This window comes from Veillonella sp. VA139 (assembly GCF_003992005.1).
Classification (GTDB): domain Bacteria; phylum Bacillota; class Negativicutes; order Veillonellales; family Veillonellaceae; genus F0422.
Window position 1 is genome coordinate 21,564 of the sequence record NZ_RQVL01000001.1, and the last position, 16,287, is coordinate 37,850.

The 16,287-nt window shown below is 35.9% G+C and carries 28 protein-coding genes; 18 read left to right on the top strand and 10 right to left on the bottom strand.

The window, feature by feature from the left end; all coding sequences use genetic code 11:
- Positions 1 to 6: 6 nt before the first annotated feature.
- The 3 genes from EO125_RS00110 to terL form a co-directional block, all read right to left on the bottom strand.
- Complete coding sequence (locus EO125_RS00110; protein WP_127147089.1) at positions 7 to 279, bottom strand: co-chaperone GroES family protein; 273 nt, start codon at positions 277 to 279, stop codon at positions 7 to 9.
- Positions 280 to 494: 215 nt separating this feature from the next.
- Positions 495 to 1,202 carry an IS630 transposase-related protein gene (locus EO125_RS00115; RefSeq protein ID WP_127147090.1) on the bottom strand — a complete coding sequence of 236 codons (708 nt, stop codon included), beginning with the start codon at positions 1,200 to 1,202 and terminating at the stop codon, positions 495 to 497.
- A 127-nt stretch (positions 1,203 to 1,329) separates the two neighbouring features.
- Positions 1,330 to 2,691, bottom strand: coding sequence for a phage terminase large subunit (gene terL, locus EO125_RS00120; RefSeq protein ID WP_127147091.1), 1,362 nt, complete (start codon positions 2,689 to 2,691; stop codon positions 1,330 to 1,332).
- Between the two features lie 716 nt (positions 2,692 to 3,407).
- Between terL and EO125_RS00125 the strand changes: the two genes are divergently transcribed.
- The 18 genes from EO125_RS00125 (at position 3,408) to EO125_RS00205 (ending at position 13,196) form a co-directional block, all read left to right on the top strand.
- Positions 3,408 to 3,785, top strand: a complete 378-nt coding sequence (locus tag EO125_RS00125; protein ID WP_127147092.1) for a hypothetical protein — start codon at positions 3,408 to 3,410, stop codon at positions 3,783 to 3,785.
- A gap of 93 nt (positions 3,786 to 3,878) precedes the next feature.
- The gene (locus EO125_RS09770) at positions 3,879 to 4,040 is read left to right on the top strand and encodes a hypothetical protein (RefSeq protein WP_164726395.1); all 162 of its coding nucleotides are present in this window, start codon (positions 3,879 to 3,881) and stop codon (positions 4,038 to 4,040) included.
- Between the two features lie 1,164 nt (positions 4,041 to 5,204).
- Complete coding sequence (locus tag EO125_RS00130; protein WP_127147093.1) at positions 5,205 to 5,432, top strand: hypothetical protein; 228 nt, start codon at positions 5,205 to 5,207, stop codon at positions 5,430 to 5,432.
- A gap of 15 nt (positions 5,433 to 5,447) precedes the next feature.
- Complete coding sequence (locus EO125_RS00135) at positions 5,448 to 7,172, top strand: amidoligase family protein (protein WP_127147094.1); 1,725 nt, start codon at positions 5,448 to 5,450, stop codon at positions 7,170 to 7,172.
- Between the two features lie 79 nt (positions 7,173 to 7,251).
- Positions 7,252 to 8,220, top strand: a complete 969-nt coding sequence (locus EO125_RS00140; RefSeq protein WP_164726396.1) for a hypothetical protein — start codon at positions 7,252 to 7,254, stop codon at positions 8,218 to 8,220.
- 63 nt (positions 8,221 to 8,283) lie between these two features.
- Positions 8,284 to 8,730, top strand: coding sequence for a hypothetical protein (locus EO125_RS00145; RefSeq protein WP_127147096.1), 447 nt, complete (start codon positions 8,284 to 8,286; stop codon positions 8,728 to 8,730).
- Between the two features lie 14 nt (positions 8,731 to 8,744).
- Positions 8,745 to 9,179, top strand: a complete 435-nt coding sequence (locus EO125_RS00150) for a hypothetical protein (protein WP_127147097.1) — start codon at positions 8,745 to 8,747, stop codon at positions 9,177 to 9,179.
- A gap of 1 nt (position 9,180) precedes the next feature.
- Positions 9,181 to 9,390 carry a hypothetical protein gene (locus tag EO125_RS00155; protein WP_127147098.1) on the top strand — a complete coding sequence of 70 codons (210 nt, stop codon included), beginning with the start codon at positions 9,181 to 9,183 and terminating at the stop codon, positions 9,388 to 9,390.
- On the top strand, positions 9,387 to 10,562 hold the full coding sequence (locus EO125_RS00160; protein ID WP_127147099.1) for a DEAD/DEAH box helicase: 1,176 nt from the start codon (positions 9,387 to 9,389) through the stop codon (positions 10,560 to 10,562). Before EO125_RS00155 ends, EO125_RS00160 begins: the two co-directional genes overlap by 4 nt.
- 1 nt (position 10,563) lies before the next feature.
- Positions 10,564 to 10,800, top strand: a complete 237-nt coding sequence (locus tag EO125_RS00165) for a hypothetical protein (RefSeq protein ID WP_127147100.1) — start codon at positions 10,564 to 10,566, stop codon at positions 10,798 to 10,800.
- Positions 10,800 to 11,057: a hypothetical protein gene (locus tag EO125_RS00170; RefSeq protein WP_127147101.1), complete on the top strand. Its 258-nt coding sequence runs from the start codon at positions 10,800 to 10,802 to the stop codon at positions 11,055 to 11,057. Before EO125_RS00165 ends, EO125_RS00170 begins: the two co-directional genes overlap by 1 nt.
- Positions 11,050 to 11,289, top strand: a complete 240-nt coding sequence (locus EO125_RS00175; RefSeq protein ID WP_127147102.1) for a hypothetical protein — start codon at positions 11,050 to 11,052, stop codon at positions 11,287 to 11,289. Before EO125_RS00170 ends, EO125_RS00175 begins: the two co-directional genes overlap by 8 nt.
- Before the next feature lies 1 nt (position 11,290).
- A complete protein-coding gene (locus EO125_RS00180; RefSeq protein WP_127147103.1) occupies positions 11,291 to 11,530 on the top strand; it encodes a hypothetical protein in 240 nt (79 codons plus the stop codon).
- Positions 11,530 to 11,778, top strand: a complete 249-nt coding sequence (locus EO125_RS00185) for a hypothetical protein (RefSeq protein WP_127147104.1) — start codon at positions 11,530 to 11,532, stop codon at positions 11,776 to 11,778. Before EO125_RS00180 ends, EO125_RS00185 begins: the two co-directional genes overlap by 1 nt.
- Positions 11,778 to 12,029, top strand: a complete 252-nt coding sequence (locus EO125_RS00190) for a hypothetical protein (RefSeq protein ID WP_127147105.1) — start codon at positions 11,778 to 11,780, stop codon at positions 12,027 to 12,029. Before EO125_RS00185 ends, EO125_RS00190 begins: the two co-directional genes overlap by 1 nt.
- Positions 12,029 to 12,262 carry a hypothetical protein gene (locus tag EO125_RS00195; RefSeq protein ID WP_127147106.1) on the top strand — a complete coding sequence of 78 codons (234 nt, stop codon included), beginning with the start codon at positions 12,029 to 12,031 and terminating at the stop codon, positions 12,260 to 12,262. Before EO125_RS00190 ends, EO125_RS00195 begins: the two co-directional genes overlap by 1 nt.
- 2 nt (positions 12,263 to 12,264) lie before the next feature.
- Positions 12,265 to 12,522, top strand: a complete 258-nt coding sequence (locus EO125_RS00200) for a hypothetical protein (RefSeq protein ID WP_127147107.1) — start codon at positions 12,265 to 12,267, stop codon at positions 12,520 to 12,522.
- Positions 12,523 to 12,800: 278 nt separating this feature from the next.
- Complete coding sequence (locus EO125_RS00205; RefSeq protein WP_127147108.1) at positions 12,801 to 13,196, top strand: hypothetical protein; 396 nt, start codon at positions 12,801 to 12,803, stop codon at positions 13,194 to 13,196.
- A 15-nt stretch (positions 13,197 to 13,211) separates the two neighbouring features.
- Here the strand turns inward: EO125_RS00205 and EO125_RS00210 are convergent, their stop codons facing one another.
- The 7 genes from EO125_RS00210 to thyX form a co-directional block, all read right to left on the bottom strand.
- Complete coding sequence (locus EO125_RS00210; RefSeq protein ID WP_127147109.1) at positions 13,212 to 13,640, bottom strand: hypothetical protein; 429 nt, start codon at positions 13,638 to 13,640, stop codon at positions 13,212 to 13,214.
- Positions 13,633 to 13,932 carry a DUF370 domain-containing protein gene (locus EO125_RS00215; protein WP_127147110.1) on the bottom strand — a complete coding sequence of 100 codons (300 nt, stop codon included), beginning with the start codon at positions 13,930 to 13,932 and terminating at the stop codon, positions 13,633 to 13,635. The genes EO125_RS00210 and EO125_RS00215 overlap by 8 nt, the downstream gene beginning before the upstream one ends.
- 2 nt (positions 13,933 to 13,934) lie before the next feature.
- A complete protein-coding gene (locus EO125_RS00220; protein WP_127147111.1) occupies positions 13,935 to 14,390 on the bottom strand; it encodes a hypothetical protein in 456 nt (151 codons plus the stop codon).
- Complete coding sequence (locus EO125_RS00225) at positions 14,387 to 14,638, bottom strand: hypothetical protein (protein WP_127147112.1); 252 nt, start codon at positions 14,636 to 14,638, stop codon at positions 14,387 to 14,389. Before EO125_RS00225 ends, EO125_RS00220 begins: the two co-directional genes overlap by 4 nt.
- A gap of 8 nt (positions 14,639 to 14,646) precedes the next feature.
- On the bottom strand, positions 14,647 to 15,105 hold the full coding sequence (locus EO125_RS00230; protein ID WP_127147113.1) for a hypothetical protein: 459 nt from the start codon (positions 15,103 to 15,105) through the stop codon (positions 14,647 to 14,649).
- A gap of 2 nt (positions 15,106 to 15,107) precedes the next feature.
- Positions 15,108 to 15,551: a dUTP diphosphatase gene (gene dut / locus EO125_RS00235; protein ID WP_127147114.1), complete on the bottom strand. Its 444-nt coding sequence runs from the start codon at positions 15,549 to 15,551 to the stop codon at positions 15,108 to 15,110.
- Positions 15,552 to 15,617: 66 nt separating this feature from the next.
- Complete coding sequence (thyX, locus tag EO125_RS00240) at positions 15,618 to 16,277, bottom strand: FAD-dependent thymidylate synthase (RefSeq protein WP_127147115.1); 660 nt, start codon at positions 16,275 to 16,277, stop codon at positions 15,618 to 15,620.
- Positions 16,278 to 16,287: the final 10 nt, after the last annotated feature.

Genomic DNA, 16,287 nt, shown 5'->3' on the forward strand with positions numbered 1-16,287 from the left:
ACTCTCCTAGAAAATACAAACTACGTTGGTTTGTTTCATTAAATAATATTTAGAGCCATCAATCTTAACCTCTTGGTAATCGTGCCCAAACTGGATTTTGTCATTTTCTTTGACTTCGTTATGGACCCATTTACCATGGTTAAAAGTTCCTTCTCCTGCTTTGTAAACAGTTCCAGTTAATACTGGCTCATTTCGTGTACCAAGGTACAGACCGCTTTCGCTAATCTTTTCTTTTTCTTCGTCTGGAATGACTAGTACGTTATCAAATAATACTTTCATTACATCGCTCCTCCGTATGGTATGTCTTCTGTATGGACGGTATTAAATCCGCCTGCTGGTGGGATAGCAATCTGATTATGATAAGAGAGTGCATCAATTAGGTCCAAATATGTTTACAGGTAGTCGCTACTTACCTGCCTTATGGCTTATGCTTTCACATAAGTTCAGACTATATCTTCGTATTTAATACGGGTGTTGTTTCGAGTCGCTTGACCCTACGCTATAGTAGCTAGTCGTTGAACACCAACTCTTTTGTATAATTCGTCAAGGCAAATTAGACTATTAGACCCTTTCTCTAAGTTTTCTTTTTCTGAGATAATTCTTAGGTTTTCTTTGTGAGAAATAACATCAACAGGAACATTGTTTTTATATCCGTCTTGTAGGGAATATATATGGTCGATATTCATCCCCTTTGGAGTTTTTAATCCACATTCTTTGTACGCTAAATACCTAGCGAACTTAGCATACTCTTTAAAGTTCTTTGGATTGAATGTTCTAATCTTGTTTTGTAAAGATTTTTCTTTAGACTCAACCAATTTTTCAACTAGTTTTTCATCTCTTGAACACCCTTTTGGAACAGGGTTGTTTTCTTTCATAAATTCTGATTGTCTTTCTCTTTGATTTTTGTGGTTTTTAAGATTTAAACCAACTTCCTTTAGTCTTTTGCCTATTGTAGCTCTTGAAACACCAAAGTATTTTGCAACTTCAGTTACGAGCATCTTTTCTACATTTATTAAATAGAGGATGGATTCTATACTTATATCTATTTTTCTTTGTTGGTTTACTTCTTTTTTCGCTCTAATAGGAACTCCATGCTTTTTTAGGTGGTATCTGATAGTATTTCTATCCACCTTAAACATATCTCCTAATTCGCTTAAAGTCTTGCCTTCTCTGTATAATTTTTTAATTTTTTCTATATCCATTTCCTATCCTTTCAGAGTTAATGCTGCTGATTGCCCAATCCAACAAATTTTCAAACCATCAAGTCTATTGTCTCCAATTCCTTTGTGGTTTTGTTGGCTCTAAGGGGTTTCCAGCAATTAAACACCTTTATCCACGACAAATTCTATCGTGCAACCCTCTTGGGAAGCTCCCCAACTCACTCTCTAATTCAGTTAAGAATTTAGCCCCCATAGGGAACCAAATAGTACCAGCCTTGAATCGTGGTTGCAATGTTGCAATCCTAAGTTCTTTACGGCTAGACGCCTCTAAGTCTTTCACTGTAAACCAGATGTTCCGTTTTGGCATTTCTTTTTCCAAGTAATGTTTTACAGAAGCCTGGTAAGCTACTTTCTCTACGCCTACGTAGAGTGGCTTGTACTTCTGATACGCTCGGAAAATAGCATCAATGGTTTGTGATGGGTCATACCTATCATAATCAATATCCAATATAAACCAGTGGTTATCTTTATTGACTGCAATCGTACAGATTACCGTGTAGTCGGCACTCTCTTTTTGTGAGATAGCAAGGTCAACCGTCGTATAAATAGAACACCCCTCCAGCTTCAATTCTGTCGGTGCGTAATACTTATAATATTCTTTCTTGAACATTTGCCGTTCTGGGGAAATAGCAATACACATTTTCTCCCGTTCCCAAATATCCAGTTTACCCAATGCTCTCCAATTCTCTTTCTCTTGGAGAATCTGCTCCGCAGACCACCTTTCTTCCCAATTCGATTTTCCCTCACCATTCATTACTGGTATTCGTAAGGCATCAAAATTAAGAAGGTCTTTGTTTGTGATAACCTGTTCTATCAAACATTTTTCACCAAGGTTATTACCAATCATAAAGATTCGTGTGTTCTTACCTAAGAACAACACGTCCGATAGGAACCAATCATAGTCATTTGTCTGAATAGTATCAGACAAAGAATCAGTTACGTCCTGAGGGTCATCTATGATAACGATAGACGGACGTCTATCATTCCATAACAAACCACGTATAGAAGAACCTTTGCCGTAGGCTTCGATTCTTACGTTTACGTGCCCCCCTCCCCCATCTTTAACGATTACCTCAAAAGCTTTCTCTGACTGTTCCTTCACCTTCACTAAGTTCAGGGTGAACAACTCGTCCGTAACGTACTTCGTTGCGATTTCTTTTAACTGTTTACTAGCCTTCGTCTGGTTAGCCATAACGATTACGATGTAATTGTTCTTCTTATCTGGATAAACCAACCGATACAGTGGAAATGCATTCAATACAAAGGTACTCTTTGCTGACTCTCGGAACCCCTCGATAGCATAGTGTTTCTTTCCGTGTAATAGGATGTCACTCCAGGAATAATGAAACCAAGCATACGGGACTTCTTCGTCCTCTCCCACAGGGAGAAATAGCCTTTTAAATGAAACTAAATTTTCTTTTCCTTTTCTAAAAGCCTCAGCTATCTGTTCTACTTCTACAGAATGATTCATAATTTCACTCCTCTCGAAATTCTACTATTTCAGACAAAATTTCGATTTTGTAGAACTCTTAGGTAGGAATCAACCTACCAAAAGAAGGAAAAATTATTTAATTTCTGTACCCTTTATCTCCTATGTATAGATAACAGTATGTAGAAGCCCCACCCTAGTATGTACCAGTATCTGATTTTATTTTTATTAAAAGATACCTACGTTCGTATTAGTACCCCTTAAAAAGAAAGCCCTACCCTACCTACCAAAAGGTTTTCAAATAAGTTGATTTGCCTACAAAAAATGATTTTAAGTCATCTTATTTGTTTACCAAAAGGGTTTTATGGGACATTATTTGCCTACTAAAAGGGTCTCTATACGGGGCGGGGCGGACCTGGTACCTTGCTTTGCGAAGCCCCACCTAGCCACCTACTATGATAAAAAAGCCACTTTATTCAAATATAAGCCTAAAAGTAATAAAAAGTATACCTTAGATTATCCAAACAGCCTACAAACCGCATAACTAAGCCATTCTTTAGACTTTAAAAAGGTGTGCTATAGTGTAACCATCGAAAGCAACCGAACAACCTACTACGGTAGGCGGTACACTCGATAGTGTTCTTTGATAACTACATATAGAAAAAGGTCGCTTGTTTTATACAAGGGTACTTGAAAGTCATAACAATCTTTTTTGACTAATAAAAAAATCCTACTCACGTAGGTAGAAAAGGTAAATCATGACTATTAAACGTACTACTAATAAAACAACTCGTAAAAACTTGACTTCTAACCAATTCAAATTTGACGAAGAAAAGGGCTTGTTAACATTGGCAATCAAATGCCAATTGTCCGACGACGGTAAAAAGTTAATGTTTTCTGATGTAGCTACTAAAAAAGCCGTATCTACAAAAACGGGGAAAGAATATACTTTGACTGAGTTCGTAGATGATTTAGGGAACACAATTACATTGTACAAAGCTAGTTTAGACTATGCACCAAAGGTAAACAGCGTAAAAGCCAATAACGAAGAACTTATTCAAGAAAATAAGGCTTTAAAAGATAGCCTTGCGACTGTTCTCAATATCTTGAAAGAGAATGGTATCGAATTGAAATAACCTAATTTTTTAAACAAGGCTTTCAAGTACTCTTATATAAAGCAAGTGACCAATACCAAACCGATTCCATATATTAAACGAAAGAGGTAAAACATGGGAAAAACAAAAACAGTAGAATTAATAAAAGTAGAAAAGGAATTTAAACACGTAATGAGTATGTTTGTTAGGTGCAATACAACATACTCGCCTACCGCTGTTGCTATGGTGGTAAACGGCTTATGGTCTGATATTATCGGACCTATCAAAAACAAATAAAAATAAAATGGGGGGCTTTATGCCCTCCTTTTTTTTATATCCATTTATCGAATATATATTCATTATTGATAATCAATGATAACCATATTTATATATAGTTATCGTTATCGTGTACTATTTGATACTTGTCTTTTTCTAACATCCTATATACATCGTTTAAATTTTTACGGCTTTTTATTCTATTTTATAGTACATCTATATCATATTTGCTATATGCCTTTACCTTAGACGGGTAAAGGCTTTTTTTATGCCTATTTTAATCTAATAGGCTGTATCGTGGTACATCTTAATTCTATATATTCAATTTAAGCTACTTTATAGGCTGTATAAGGTGCTTTATATCATTTATAGGTGTAATACCGTTAGGATAATAAATAAGAGGGCTTATAAACGATTTTAAAGCATTTTATAAGATAGTACAAATATTCTTTTATATTCTCTATTACTGATACGGTATAGGCTTTTATATATTGTCTATTGCTCTATATATGTTATTAGTGTATAGGGTAGTAGAATTTTATAGATTCCCCCGTTTTTGCCTTGTGGATATTATTTTATATGCTAGGCTAGTACATTGCTTTATATTCCGTTTTTTATGCTTGTATTAGCTTATATAGGATTGCCTATATATTACCTTGTATTCGTTCTATTCCCTATCTTTATATAAGGCGGTAGGCGTTCGCCTACATGATACATAGTATCATGATTTTTTATATTAGTAATATATAGTATAAAATTTAATATATTAATTCTCATTGATAATCATTTATTTGTTTTGTATATTTTTAATAATGCTATTTATCAATTATTATATATTGACTTATATGTTATTGTTTGTTTTGTTTATTTACTCTGTTCGCAAGCCGAGGATTATCCTACCCCATCACAAACCGCATGGTTGAGCCATTCTCCGAACTCGATGAGGGTTGTGGTAAGCTGTTAGCAGGTCGAACGAACCGACGGTACCACGGTACCACGTCACGACCACGTACCGTTCTCACGGTCACGTACACGTACCCACGTACATGCACCCACATGCATATGGGTACGCAAAAATATATGCTTGACTTACTAGTTAAGTTAGGTGTATTATATGGTTAGCTCGTAATCGGGCTATATTTTTAGGCTTGTTTATTAACTTATGTGTTTAGAAAGGAGTAAGCTATGCGAGGCGAAGTCATCAAAATCCATGGGGTAGACCACGTTATTTTAGAACGTCGTGGCTTATTAAACCCCAAATTTGTGGGACGTTCCACTGTAGACGGGAAAACCCACAACATCAAGTTAACTCGGAAAGGTTTAGTCAACCATTATCTTGAGTTAGCATTTCAAGGCACTTTATTCGTGTGCTATTTCGCCCTATTTCTTATTATCTTGGCTATGTTTAGCTAGAGAGGAGTTTTTAAAATGGAAAAACAGTTTTTTAAAATCAATGGTGCTTTATACACAAAAAAATACTTAGCAGAGAATTTTAAAGGGGAACAAATTTTGGTGTTGGAAAACACGGAAAATGAACGCTTAATCCACATTCCAGTGGAAGAGCTACCATCTCCGTATGTTCCTAACTACATTGACCTTGTAAAAGGTCAATATTACAAGGAAAACGGTGCGTTTAAATGTGCAACACAACCTTGCACAATGGACATCGCTCCAGAAGATATTTTACTAGATGGTAGCGGAAATCCTATTGTGGCAGGAAATCGCTATTCCTATAACGGTGCTGTCGTAACCATAGGAAGTGACGGAGAAATTTACACTCCAAAAGGTAGAGCTTGTCATATCTATGTTTGTCGGCTACAAAACTTGGCTCCAGTAGCAAATCTATCGGCTCTAACTCAAGAACCACTAACAGAACCAGTGGAATTAGTCACTTATTCAGCGACATTTGCTGTAAATAAATTTGACAAAGAAATTGTCCAATCGACTGCAAGTGGTCGTTGGTTCTTAAAAAATCAAGTAACTTATTTTAATGAGTTTGATGAGGAGATAATTCATCCTATGGATGTCAGAGAGGGTTTAGCAGAAGATTATTTTATTTGCGATTGCTGTAATGAAATTTGTCACGTAGATAGTGCTAGAGACGCCTATAACGACGAAGTTATTTGTGAAGATTGCTCTGACGACCAATACGTTTGGTCCGAGGCAATGAACACCTACATCTACTCCGACGATGCCTTCTATTACGAGGACGACAAAGAGCACTATGATAGTCCTGTCCACTGTGAGTGCAAAAGCCAATATGGTTGGCAATCCGAAGTGAGTGGCAACTGGTGGTCTGATAATGAGGAGCGTTATGAAACTGAGGACGGCTACTACTACGCCGAAGGAGAGCAAGACGACCTCTATTGGTGCGGTATTGAAGAGGGTTGGTATCGTTACGAAAGTAACATGCCTGAAGGATTAATTCGGGGCTACCACAAACGCCCTACTCTTAAATTCTTCGGAGAGGGTCCTAAATATTTCGGTCTTGAATTGGAGTGTGACGGCTCCGATGCAGAGGGCTCCGAAGATGATGTCCTTGCTATCTTTGATGGTCATATGAACAAATTCTACTTCAATTCCGATGGCTCCTTATCTAACGGGTTCGAGGCTATCACTCACCCAATGTCTCCTGCCGAAATGCTAAAAATTGATTGGGAGCAAATCACGGACGAAATGCTCGAACGGGCTTATGACAACGACCGTGATACCGCTGGTATCCATATTCATATCAGCCGTGCATTTTTCAACAGTGAAAAAAATATCGGTCGATTAGTTCGCATGTTCTCCGAGAATTACAGCGAAATGGTCAAATTTGCACAACGACCAGAATACAGGGCAGAACACTGGGCGAACCGTGTAAACGGAACAGCTCGTCAATATGCTGTCGATTGGTATAACAACGCTCGTCGAGCTGGTCGTTACACAGCCGTGAATTTACAAAATGATAACACGGTTGAGATTCGTCTCTTCCATTCTTTGGCAAGCCGCCAACATATAATGGCTTGCATTCAACTAACTGACGTGTTAACAGATATGGCAAACCTTGACCGTTATACATTCGGTTGGGACATCGTGAATCGTAAAGCTGCTGAAAAAGGTTATGAGGAATTGAAAGAACAGCTACTGAACGTAGGTTTAGTACACGCTTAATAATTATGCCCCTCCATTGAGAGGGGCTTTACCAAAACAAACATTTTTAATTAATTATTTTATAAAAAAGGAGAACAATATGTGTGTAATTAGTGTTTATAAAAAAGGTTTCCAGTTGGATAAAGAAGAATTGATGAACTGTTTCGCAGGCAACCCAGATGGAGCAGGCTTAATGTACTACGATGAAAAGAAAGGAATGACTCACGTCAAAAAAGGCTTCTTCACGTTTGAAGATTTTTGGGCAGAGGCAAGTAAATTGCCAGACTCTATTGATAGGGTCTTCCACTTCCGCATCGCAACAAGTGGAGCTATTTCCCCAGAGACGTGTCATCCATTTGCGGTGTGCAACAACTACAAAGAAATGGGCTTGCCTAATAACTGGACTAAGGTTGGAATGGTTCATAACGGTATTATGCATGACTACACACCTAAAGGCGGGATGAAAGCAAAACATTCCGATACAATGCAATTCATCAAAGAGGTAGTCAACCCTCTAGGTGATGCCGTATGGAACACCGCAGTTCAAGAGTTATGGAACACAGCAATGGGTTCCAATAAATATGTATTGGTCGGCGATGGTCAGTTGGCAGTAATTGGGGACTTTGTCCAATCGGAAGTATCAGGGGCGTTATATTCAAACACTAGCTACATCGGCTATCGTTACAAAACAGCAATGATTAAACCGTGGTATGACGATAGCTATTACTGGGGCACAACTAGTTCTTATGGTTGCTCTACTACTAAAAAAGAAGTGAAGAAAGAGTTTCCCGTTAACTTCGGGAAAAATAACACAACCATGTCTACCGACGAACACGGCGTGGATTACTTGCCTATTGAGGTGTGGACTGGAAAAATGGATGACGAAAAGTTAGAGGAGTTCATTGATGAGGCTGAATATGAACTGTATTCGTACGACGTTTCTATCCTTGACATGCAAATAAAAGAATATTCTATCGTGTTATACGTGAACGCCATTCCAGACGACTTGCCATCAACAATCGTCAATAAAAAATGGTTGCACGGCAACTATGAATACACTGTTAAGTAATAAAAAACAAAGGTAACGAGAGAGGGGGATATACCCCCTCCATTTTAAAAAGGAGATATAAAAATGAGTTTATTAACCGATGCTTATGATTTAGGCTTATTAGATACTGGAGATTTATCCGATATGATTTTGTATGAAATTAGTTCTCAAGTCAATGTGTTTTGTGAAGACCTACGGAAAAGCCGTTTGGCAGTAGATTTGCTGAATCAAGCTATTTTAGATTGTGACGACCCACAAATCTCACGTGCATTCGACTTAACTAGTATGAGTGGTTCGAGAGAGTTCTTTTTATATTTGAGTGAAGAGCAAGTTTCACTAGACGAATTTTTAAAACACGTGCCACATGAAGAATCCCCTTTCACCCATGTTTGTATGGTGAATAAAAATAAATTTGTCTTTTTCACGTTAAAAAATATTAAGCCGTTTTTCGATGTCGCAAGAGATTACTTAGTATCTGGTATAACAGAACAGTTTTTAGACCAAGCCCTTGACGGTATTGGTAGAGGATAAAAGGAGATTTGATTATGAATATTAGTGAATTAATAAATAAAGACGATGTGAAACATGTTATTAAGCAAACTTTAGATTATCAAATCTTTGCTTTAATAGAGAGCTTTGACTTTTTATTGGATGCAGTGAGATTCGTAAATGAGGGTCTTGTGGAATACGGCTTGACATACGAAACTTTAGACTTCTCCAAAGCATTTTATTTAAAAAGCACAAGAGATAAGGAATTGTTGGTAGGCTACCTTGAAGGTCACGGTATCAGTTTATTAGAATTTGCCAAAGCATATGCAGAACACTGCGACGAACAAGATTTTGTCGTGGTGTTCCCTGAAAGTGGGGAATTTAGATTTTTTGACCAGCACGAGATAGACTGCTTTTTAAAAGAGTCTATTCCCTATTTAGTTGATGTAGCCTACAACGATTTGTTTGGTAATATTTTAGAGGAGGTTTAATATGAGTGTACAAAGTAAAATTTCCGAAATTATTGATGACGCTTTAGTTGTGATAAACAACCAATCCTCTACTTATGAGGATTTACGTTATTTTGAAGGTTTATTGAGTGGTTTAATACTAACCACAAGAAATAAACAAGTGCTAAAGAACTTAAAAGAAGTTTTACATTTAATTGATATTGAATTGGGTCAAGGGGGAATTTTTGAATGAGTTTACCACTACTTCCCCATCAAATTGAGGGTGTTAAGTACATCCTAAATAACTCCTCTGCCTATGTTTGTGATGACATGGGCATGGGAAAAACCAGAACAGTAATTGAGGCTATGTTTAAAAGAGGGGCTTTCCCAATTCTAGTGGTTTGCCCCGCTAGCTTAAAAATAAACTGGAAAAATGAAATAAAACGTTGGATTGGCATTGATGTAAACATCGACGACCTACACTCCCCTATCATTATTACTAACTACGAAAGAATGAAAAAATATAAATTTCAAATTCCTAAGCTAGGTATTAAGCAAATTGTGCTTGATGAATGTCATTGCTTTAAAAATCCGAAAGCACAACGAACCAAGATAGCTTTACAATGGAGTAAGCGTATTCCCTATAAAATTTTAATAACAGGAACGCCAATGCTTAATCGTCCTGTAGAGTTACTAACTCAAATGCAGATTTTAAATAACTTGCATTTGTTAGGTGGGGAAAAAGAATTTTTAAAACGATATTGCTCCCCTAGAAATAGCCAATACGGTATTGATTACAGCGGTTTTAGCAACCTGACTTCTCTACACAAAAAAATGAAAAAAATATGGTTACGGAGAACAAAAAAAGATTTAAAAAACGGATTGCCAGAAAAACGAATTATCCCTATCCCTATTATGGAATTGGAGCAACCGTCTCCAAAAACATTTCATGATATTGAAAGGTTTGACAAAGCCGTTACGCAGAGAAAACTCACGATGTCGATTGATTTTATACAAAACCTACTAGACAAAGGAGAAAAGGTAGTCGTGTTTGTCCACCACAAAGAAGTCGGAAAGCAAATTAATCTAGCCTTCCCCGACAGTTCTGTTATTGTAGGTGGTCAATTACCTAGTGTTCGACAACGCAACATAGATAATTTTCAATTAGGAGATACACCATTGATTATCTGTAGTTTGCAAGCTAGTGCAGTAGGCTTAACACTTACGGCTAGTCGATGTGCAGTGTTTATAGAGTATCCTTGGTCCCCTACCCTACTACGTCAAGCACAAGATAGGGTACACCGCCTAGGGCAAGATAGAGATGTGTTTATCTACTATTTGTATGCGACCAAAAGCATTGACGAGTACAGAATGAACACGTCTAATTTTAAAGAAGTAATTATTAATAAGATTATAGGAGACTAAAATGGAAACAGATTTTTTCAATAAATTAAAAATAGATGCTCTACTGGTAATTGCTAAACCAGACCAGCTGCATGTAATGAAATTGTTGGAAGATTACAACAAAAACACTCCCACCACACACGTATTTTTAAGAGGTAGGTATTCGGAACCATGTGCCAACAAAGGTGAGTTACTTAATTCCTCATTAAAATATGAAACAACCAATGGAAATGCGTATGTTGTTACGGAGGAATTTTAATGGATAAATTAAGCTTTTTTAAAGAAAACTTCAAAAAAGGAAGTTTGGTAGTTTGTATTGGTGATGACGGGATACTCTGGGGAATTTACGAACTTTTAGAAACTTATGAAGAAAGCTATAGGTGGATAGAAGTTCAAAGATATTATAGAAACGGAGTCTTCGCCCCTCTTACAGTTGGCTTTAATATAGATGGTAGACTTCTAGGAGAAACGGGTACTGATGAATATGTTGTAATAGAGGAGTTTTACTATGATTAACACAAACTATAGACAAGGAACATTTAAAAAGTGGGATGATATAGTTGTCATTGACCCTCTCTTCCCAAATAATTGGAAGGTAATCTCTATCCTCGATAACTATGGAACACACAGAGACATCAATTCTATAATTCTTTATAAATCTGGTGAAGAGTATGCAAAAACAATAAAAATGGACACGCAATATGTAGATATGTTTTTTGATGTTTATAAAATCGTAAAGGAGTACTAATATGACTAGTGAACAATATTTATCACAATTTTTAAAAAAAGATAGTTTATTTATAGTTACAAGAATGAACGGGAGTCTTGTAGTTAGAAGAGTTCTACGAGACTATATTCCTGGTGAAGAATATATTTATATTGAAGTTACTGAACCAGGTTCTAAACCCTACAATTCTCGTGTAGGCTATACAGCTTTAGCTAATAATTACAAAGAACCTATTATTTTTATAGTAAAAGAGGAATACTAATGACAAAGTTAGAATTTGCACTGGAAAACTTTGAAGCAGGAACTAAACTTATTGTAATAGAAGAAAAAATTTCCACCTTCGGTGTAGCAAGGATATTAACAGACTTTACAGAAGAATGTTCTGATATAGCTACTCTCGTTGGTTGGAACAAATCCCCCAAAGAAAAAAGTGTTGTTTTTTATGACAGAGGATATATTGAACAAGAACATGGTGGCTTTGATTTTTATTTAGTTAAGGAGATATATTAATGACAAAAAGCGAATTTATAAATGAAATTGTAAAGAATGGAAATATAATTGTTGCACTTGGAGGACGTGGTTCTTACCTTTATGTGTATAAACTAATGGAGCCATATAGTCCAAACGGGGAGCAAATAAAAGCTGATGTACTGTATAATTATGGGAATCCTTCTAATTATAAGATAGCTTTTAGTATGTCTTGTTTAATAAACGAAAGTACTAACTATTGTAACTATTATATTGTTGTGGAGGAATACTAATGAGATATATACAAGGAGATTTTAAAAAAGGAGATATATTAATTTCAATTGACCCAGCAATGGATAATGATTGGGATATTGTAGTTTTGGAAGAAGACTACGAAAGACATAAGGATGTTGAAACTACTTTAATTTGCGAAGATGGAGAACAATGCAATGTAGAAAACTACTTATTCAACACGATATTCTCAGACACTTTTTGTGATATTTATTTAATAAAAGAGGTGTTTTAGTAATGGACGAAATAAATAAGTTTGCGTTTATGTGTGAAATCGTAAAAACAGGAAATACGATTATTGAAATCGACAAATTCAACAGCTTGTATGTATATAAATTAGGAGAGGCATATGAAAGATACGGAGAGAAAATAAAAGCTAACGTGTTATACAATGTAGGGAACCGTTCTAATTTTTTTATAGGTTTATCTGTGGAAGAGTTGATAAGAACTTCCTCCAGTCTTTGTGAATACTATATTGTTAGAAAGGAATATTAAAATGAACGAAGAATTTTATAGACGAGAGGAAAAAGCAACAGAGTTTTATAGTCGACTAAAAAAAGGAATGCTATTATTTGTTGTTAAGAATGAACCTAGTAGAAAGTTTGTTATTGAATTATTAGAGGATATAGGGAACCCTAGACTTTACCATTCTTTGAGGTACTTATACAGAAATGAGACTCATGTATCCTTGGAAGGAGCTATGAAAGGATTATGTTTTTTTCCTTTTCTTAACGACGTATACGAAACATATATTATTACGGAGGAATATTAAAATGAATAAAGAATTTACAAACGAAGAATTAATTGAGATTATCGTAAAATTTAAAGAGGCTATTCTATATATTAGAAATAATAAAAATATTTGGTATGGCGAGGTTGGTCGACTAGATAAAGCATTATCTGACATTCGTCATTGTGCAGAGTTTAATTACCCAAATACACCAGAGGATAGAGACTATCTTCTAAAATTATTGAATACCGTATCCACTTCACGACGTGTATTCCGTGACAAACAAGATTTGTTCGTAAACGTACACAATGCTATCGAGGATACTAGACCGCTATTTGAGGCTATTGATAGTATGGTTTACAAGAAAAACCTTATGGATAAAGGTAGGGTTTATAACCCTAGAGAGTTAACCTCTCTATTTAAAAAGAATCACAAATAAAAAAAGTGGCGGAGTTTATTCTCCGCCTTTTTTATTATCTAATTTGTTTAATCTATGGATTAGGTCAATCGCTACTTGTGAACCTGTTCCTATTTCTCTTGTAGTTGTCTCTGTTTTACTTACTGGTGCTAGACCCGCCCTGTCTAACCAATCCTTGATTGCCCCTAACTTAGCAGTCTCTGATTTTGCATTCATAACAAGCTCCAATAGTTCGTTAGCAACCATATCTGCCTGTTCAATGAACTTCCTGTCCATAAACCGCTTATAGTCTTTCATAGACTCTTTCACAGCAGGGTTATTCTTTTCTGGGTCTACCTTTAAGCTAATATTAGCTATCTTTTTAGCTTCCCTTTCACTTCCCGTGAGTGCTTTAGCTTGCATATATATCAAATCCTTTTCTGTAATAGGCTTGTTTTTCTTCCGCCCAGGTTTTCTCTTAGGCATCAGTACCTACCTCCATTAAACTTTCTTTCGCTTTACGAATACGTCTCATTTCCCAAATACGTTCATTTAGTTCGTCTGTTGATAAAGCCGATACAAACGTCCAGCCGTTCTGTAACAAAAGGAAACTCTTTGCTTTTCGACCCTTTGTCGCTCTGTACACCTTCCCTTGTCTCCAGTACTCTCTATACATTTCCTTTACTGGAGCTAAATTCATAGGGAACATAGCATATACTTCACGCAAAGCTACTTTGTAGCCGTATCCTAAATCTAAAAACATATCATCTATAAGCATGTTTACATCTCCAAATAATCTTTCAAACTACCATATTCTTCATCGTATAATTTCATGACGGAATTAACTTCTGTTATTACTCTTTTAGTTGTCTTGTACATCACCGATTTACTTTTATTATATTTTTTCGCCATTTTTTCTATACTGATACCTAGGATAAATCTATCCCTAAATAGCTCCCAATAATGAGGATTTTGTGTTTTAAGGTAATCCATTACCCAACATGCAAAGTGAAAAATACGTTCTTTTTCTTCTTTGTCTATTAGTATATCCTCTGGAGATTTTCCGTTTATATTTTCTCCATACTTGAGGGTCTTAAATATCTTTTCTGCTATTCTTAACTCTTCTACTTTCAATGAATATTCGTATATAGCCGTCGTACGATTAATTTCTTCAATCGCATCTGGTCCTTTATCCTCGTACATTGAAATTGCTTCTAATAAGATTGACTCTTTCACAATACTCTCTCCCTTGTATCTGGAGATAGCCCTTTAGGGCAAGAACTACAGTGTTTACAGTACACTATCTTTCCTACCCCAATGTCCTTACCTTTTTTATACTTAATGCGTTCTGCTTGTTTTAAGTATCTTACATTTCTTGATTGCCCTTGCAAATACAACTCTATGTCATTTCTATTTTGTCCTTCTACTGCTACCGTATAAAATTCGCCTGTATTGCCGTAGTCAATTACAAAGTAATGAACCACGTTACCTCCTATGCTAATTCATATAATTCTTTAAATATTTCTGGGTCGCATGGATATTTTTCTCCATTAACACCAGTAATAATCCAGTCACCTGGGTTTGTTCTTACTACCCCGTTAAGAGTTAGTAAATATCTAGTATCATCACAAATACGACCAACTAACTTGTTAGGCTTGTGAACAATTTCTACATTTTCTAAACTGTCTTCTAATTCTTGTGCCATATACATTCCTAAATACAATGCATAATCAGAACGCAAGATGTCTAGGATTGGTCTTACTTCGCATAAATGACGAGACAACTCCTTGCTAATATCTTTTGGTAAGTTTAATTCCAAAGTATTGTTCTTAGGTCGGTAGCAATATGCTACGATTTGTCCTTTATCGTTTACGTCAATGTCCTCGTAATTGTGAAATAATAATTCCGCTAAGATACTAGCTACTGCAAATTTTGTTTCTTCTTGTTTCATTTCTATTCTCCCGTGCTTCCTATGCCACCTGTGCGAACATTATCACTAATTTTGTCATTTTCTACCGTTAAGTATTTTTGAAAAATTCCCTGTGCAATACGTTCGCCTTTTTTAATCATCACTTTTCCATGTGTTGTATTTCTTAACGCAATCATGATATGACCCTCATTATCTAAGTTATTATAGTAATCTGAGTCAATAATTCCAGTTCCATTTGCCAATACCAACCCACGTTTAATTCCAACACTAGACCGAACATGAATTGCTAAAAACTCATCATCATGCATATAAGCCTTTAATCCTGTTGGTATAAGTTCTGTACACCCTGGGCTGATGATAACGTCACTAGCTGACTCTATATCATAACCTGCTGAGGTTTTAGTTTTTCTTGTTGGTAATTTAATATCCTCAACGATATAGTCTGATACTATTTCAAAACATCTCATCTTTCACCTCTAATAGATAAATACACAAGTACGCCTATCAATACCGACATACAAAATATATATGCACTATACACTAGTTCCATTGTTTAGCTCCTTTATAATTGGATTTTTAGCTGTCGCTTTATGTACGGAAAAATCGCAACTAACTTCCTTGCAACCAACACAAATACCTAAAGCATCTTGGTTGAACAATGTAGGGTATTGTGCATTCAACTGGTTGTAGATTTCAATAGCTAATTTACGATGTTCGTCACTTGCTCTGTTGCAAACTCTTTTCTTTAGGTATTCAAACCAACAGCGAAGATTTCCAGTAACAGTTAACTTTACGTTTGTTCCTAATGGTAATAGATACGATGCAATCTCTACTGGTACACCACTAGCAAGCAAGTTTTCAAACTGCATAGCAATAGCACCATAAGCCATTTTCATTTTTGTTTTATCTACTCCACTTAATTTATCAAAGCCGTTGTAGAATCCGTTTCCCGTGATATTCATTCCTCTTGTAGATTGGACTGTAAAAGAAAAATGTCTATGCCTTGTAATTTGTGCCAAGCACTTTTGGCTACAGATAATATCAAATGTCACATCTGCATGCTCTAATAAAGATAAATGCCCTGCCCTTACAGCCTTAATAAGAGCTGGCTCCTTACACTTCATTCCATAGCAATTACCCATAGCGTAATAGCATTTTCTTAGGGTCTCTGCCCATTTTAAAGTTGCTTTCATTTATATGCCC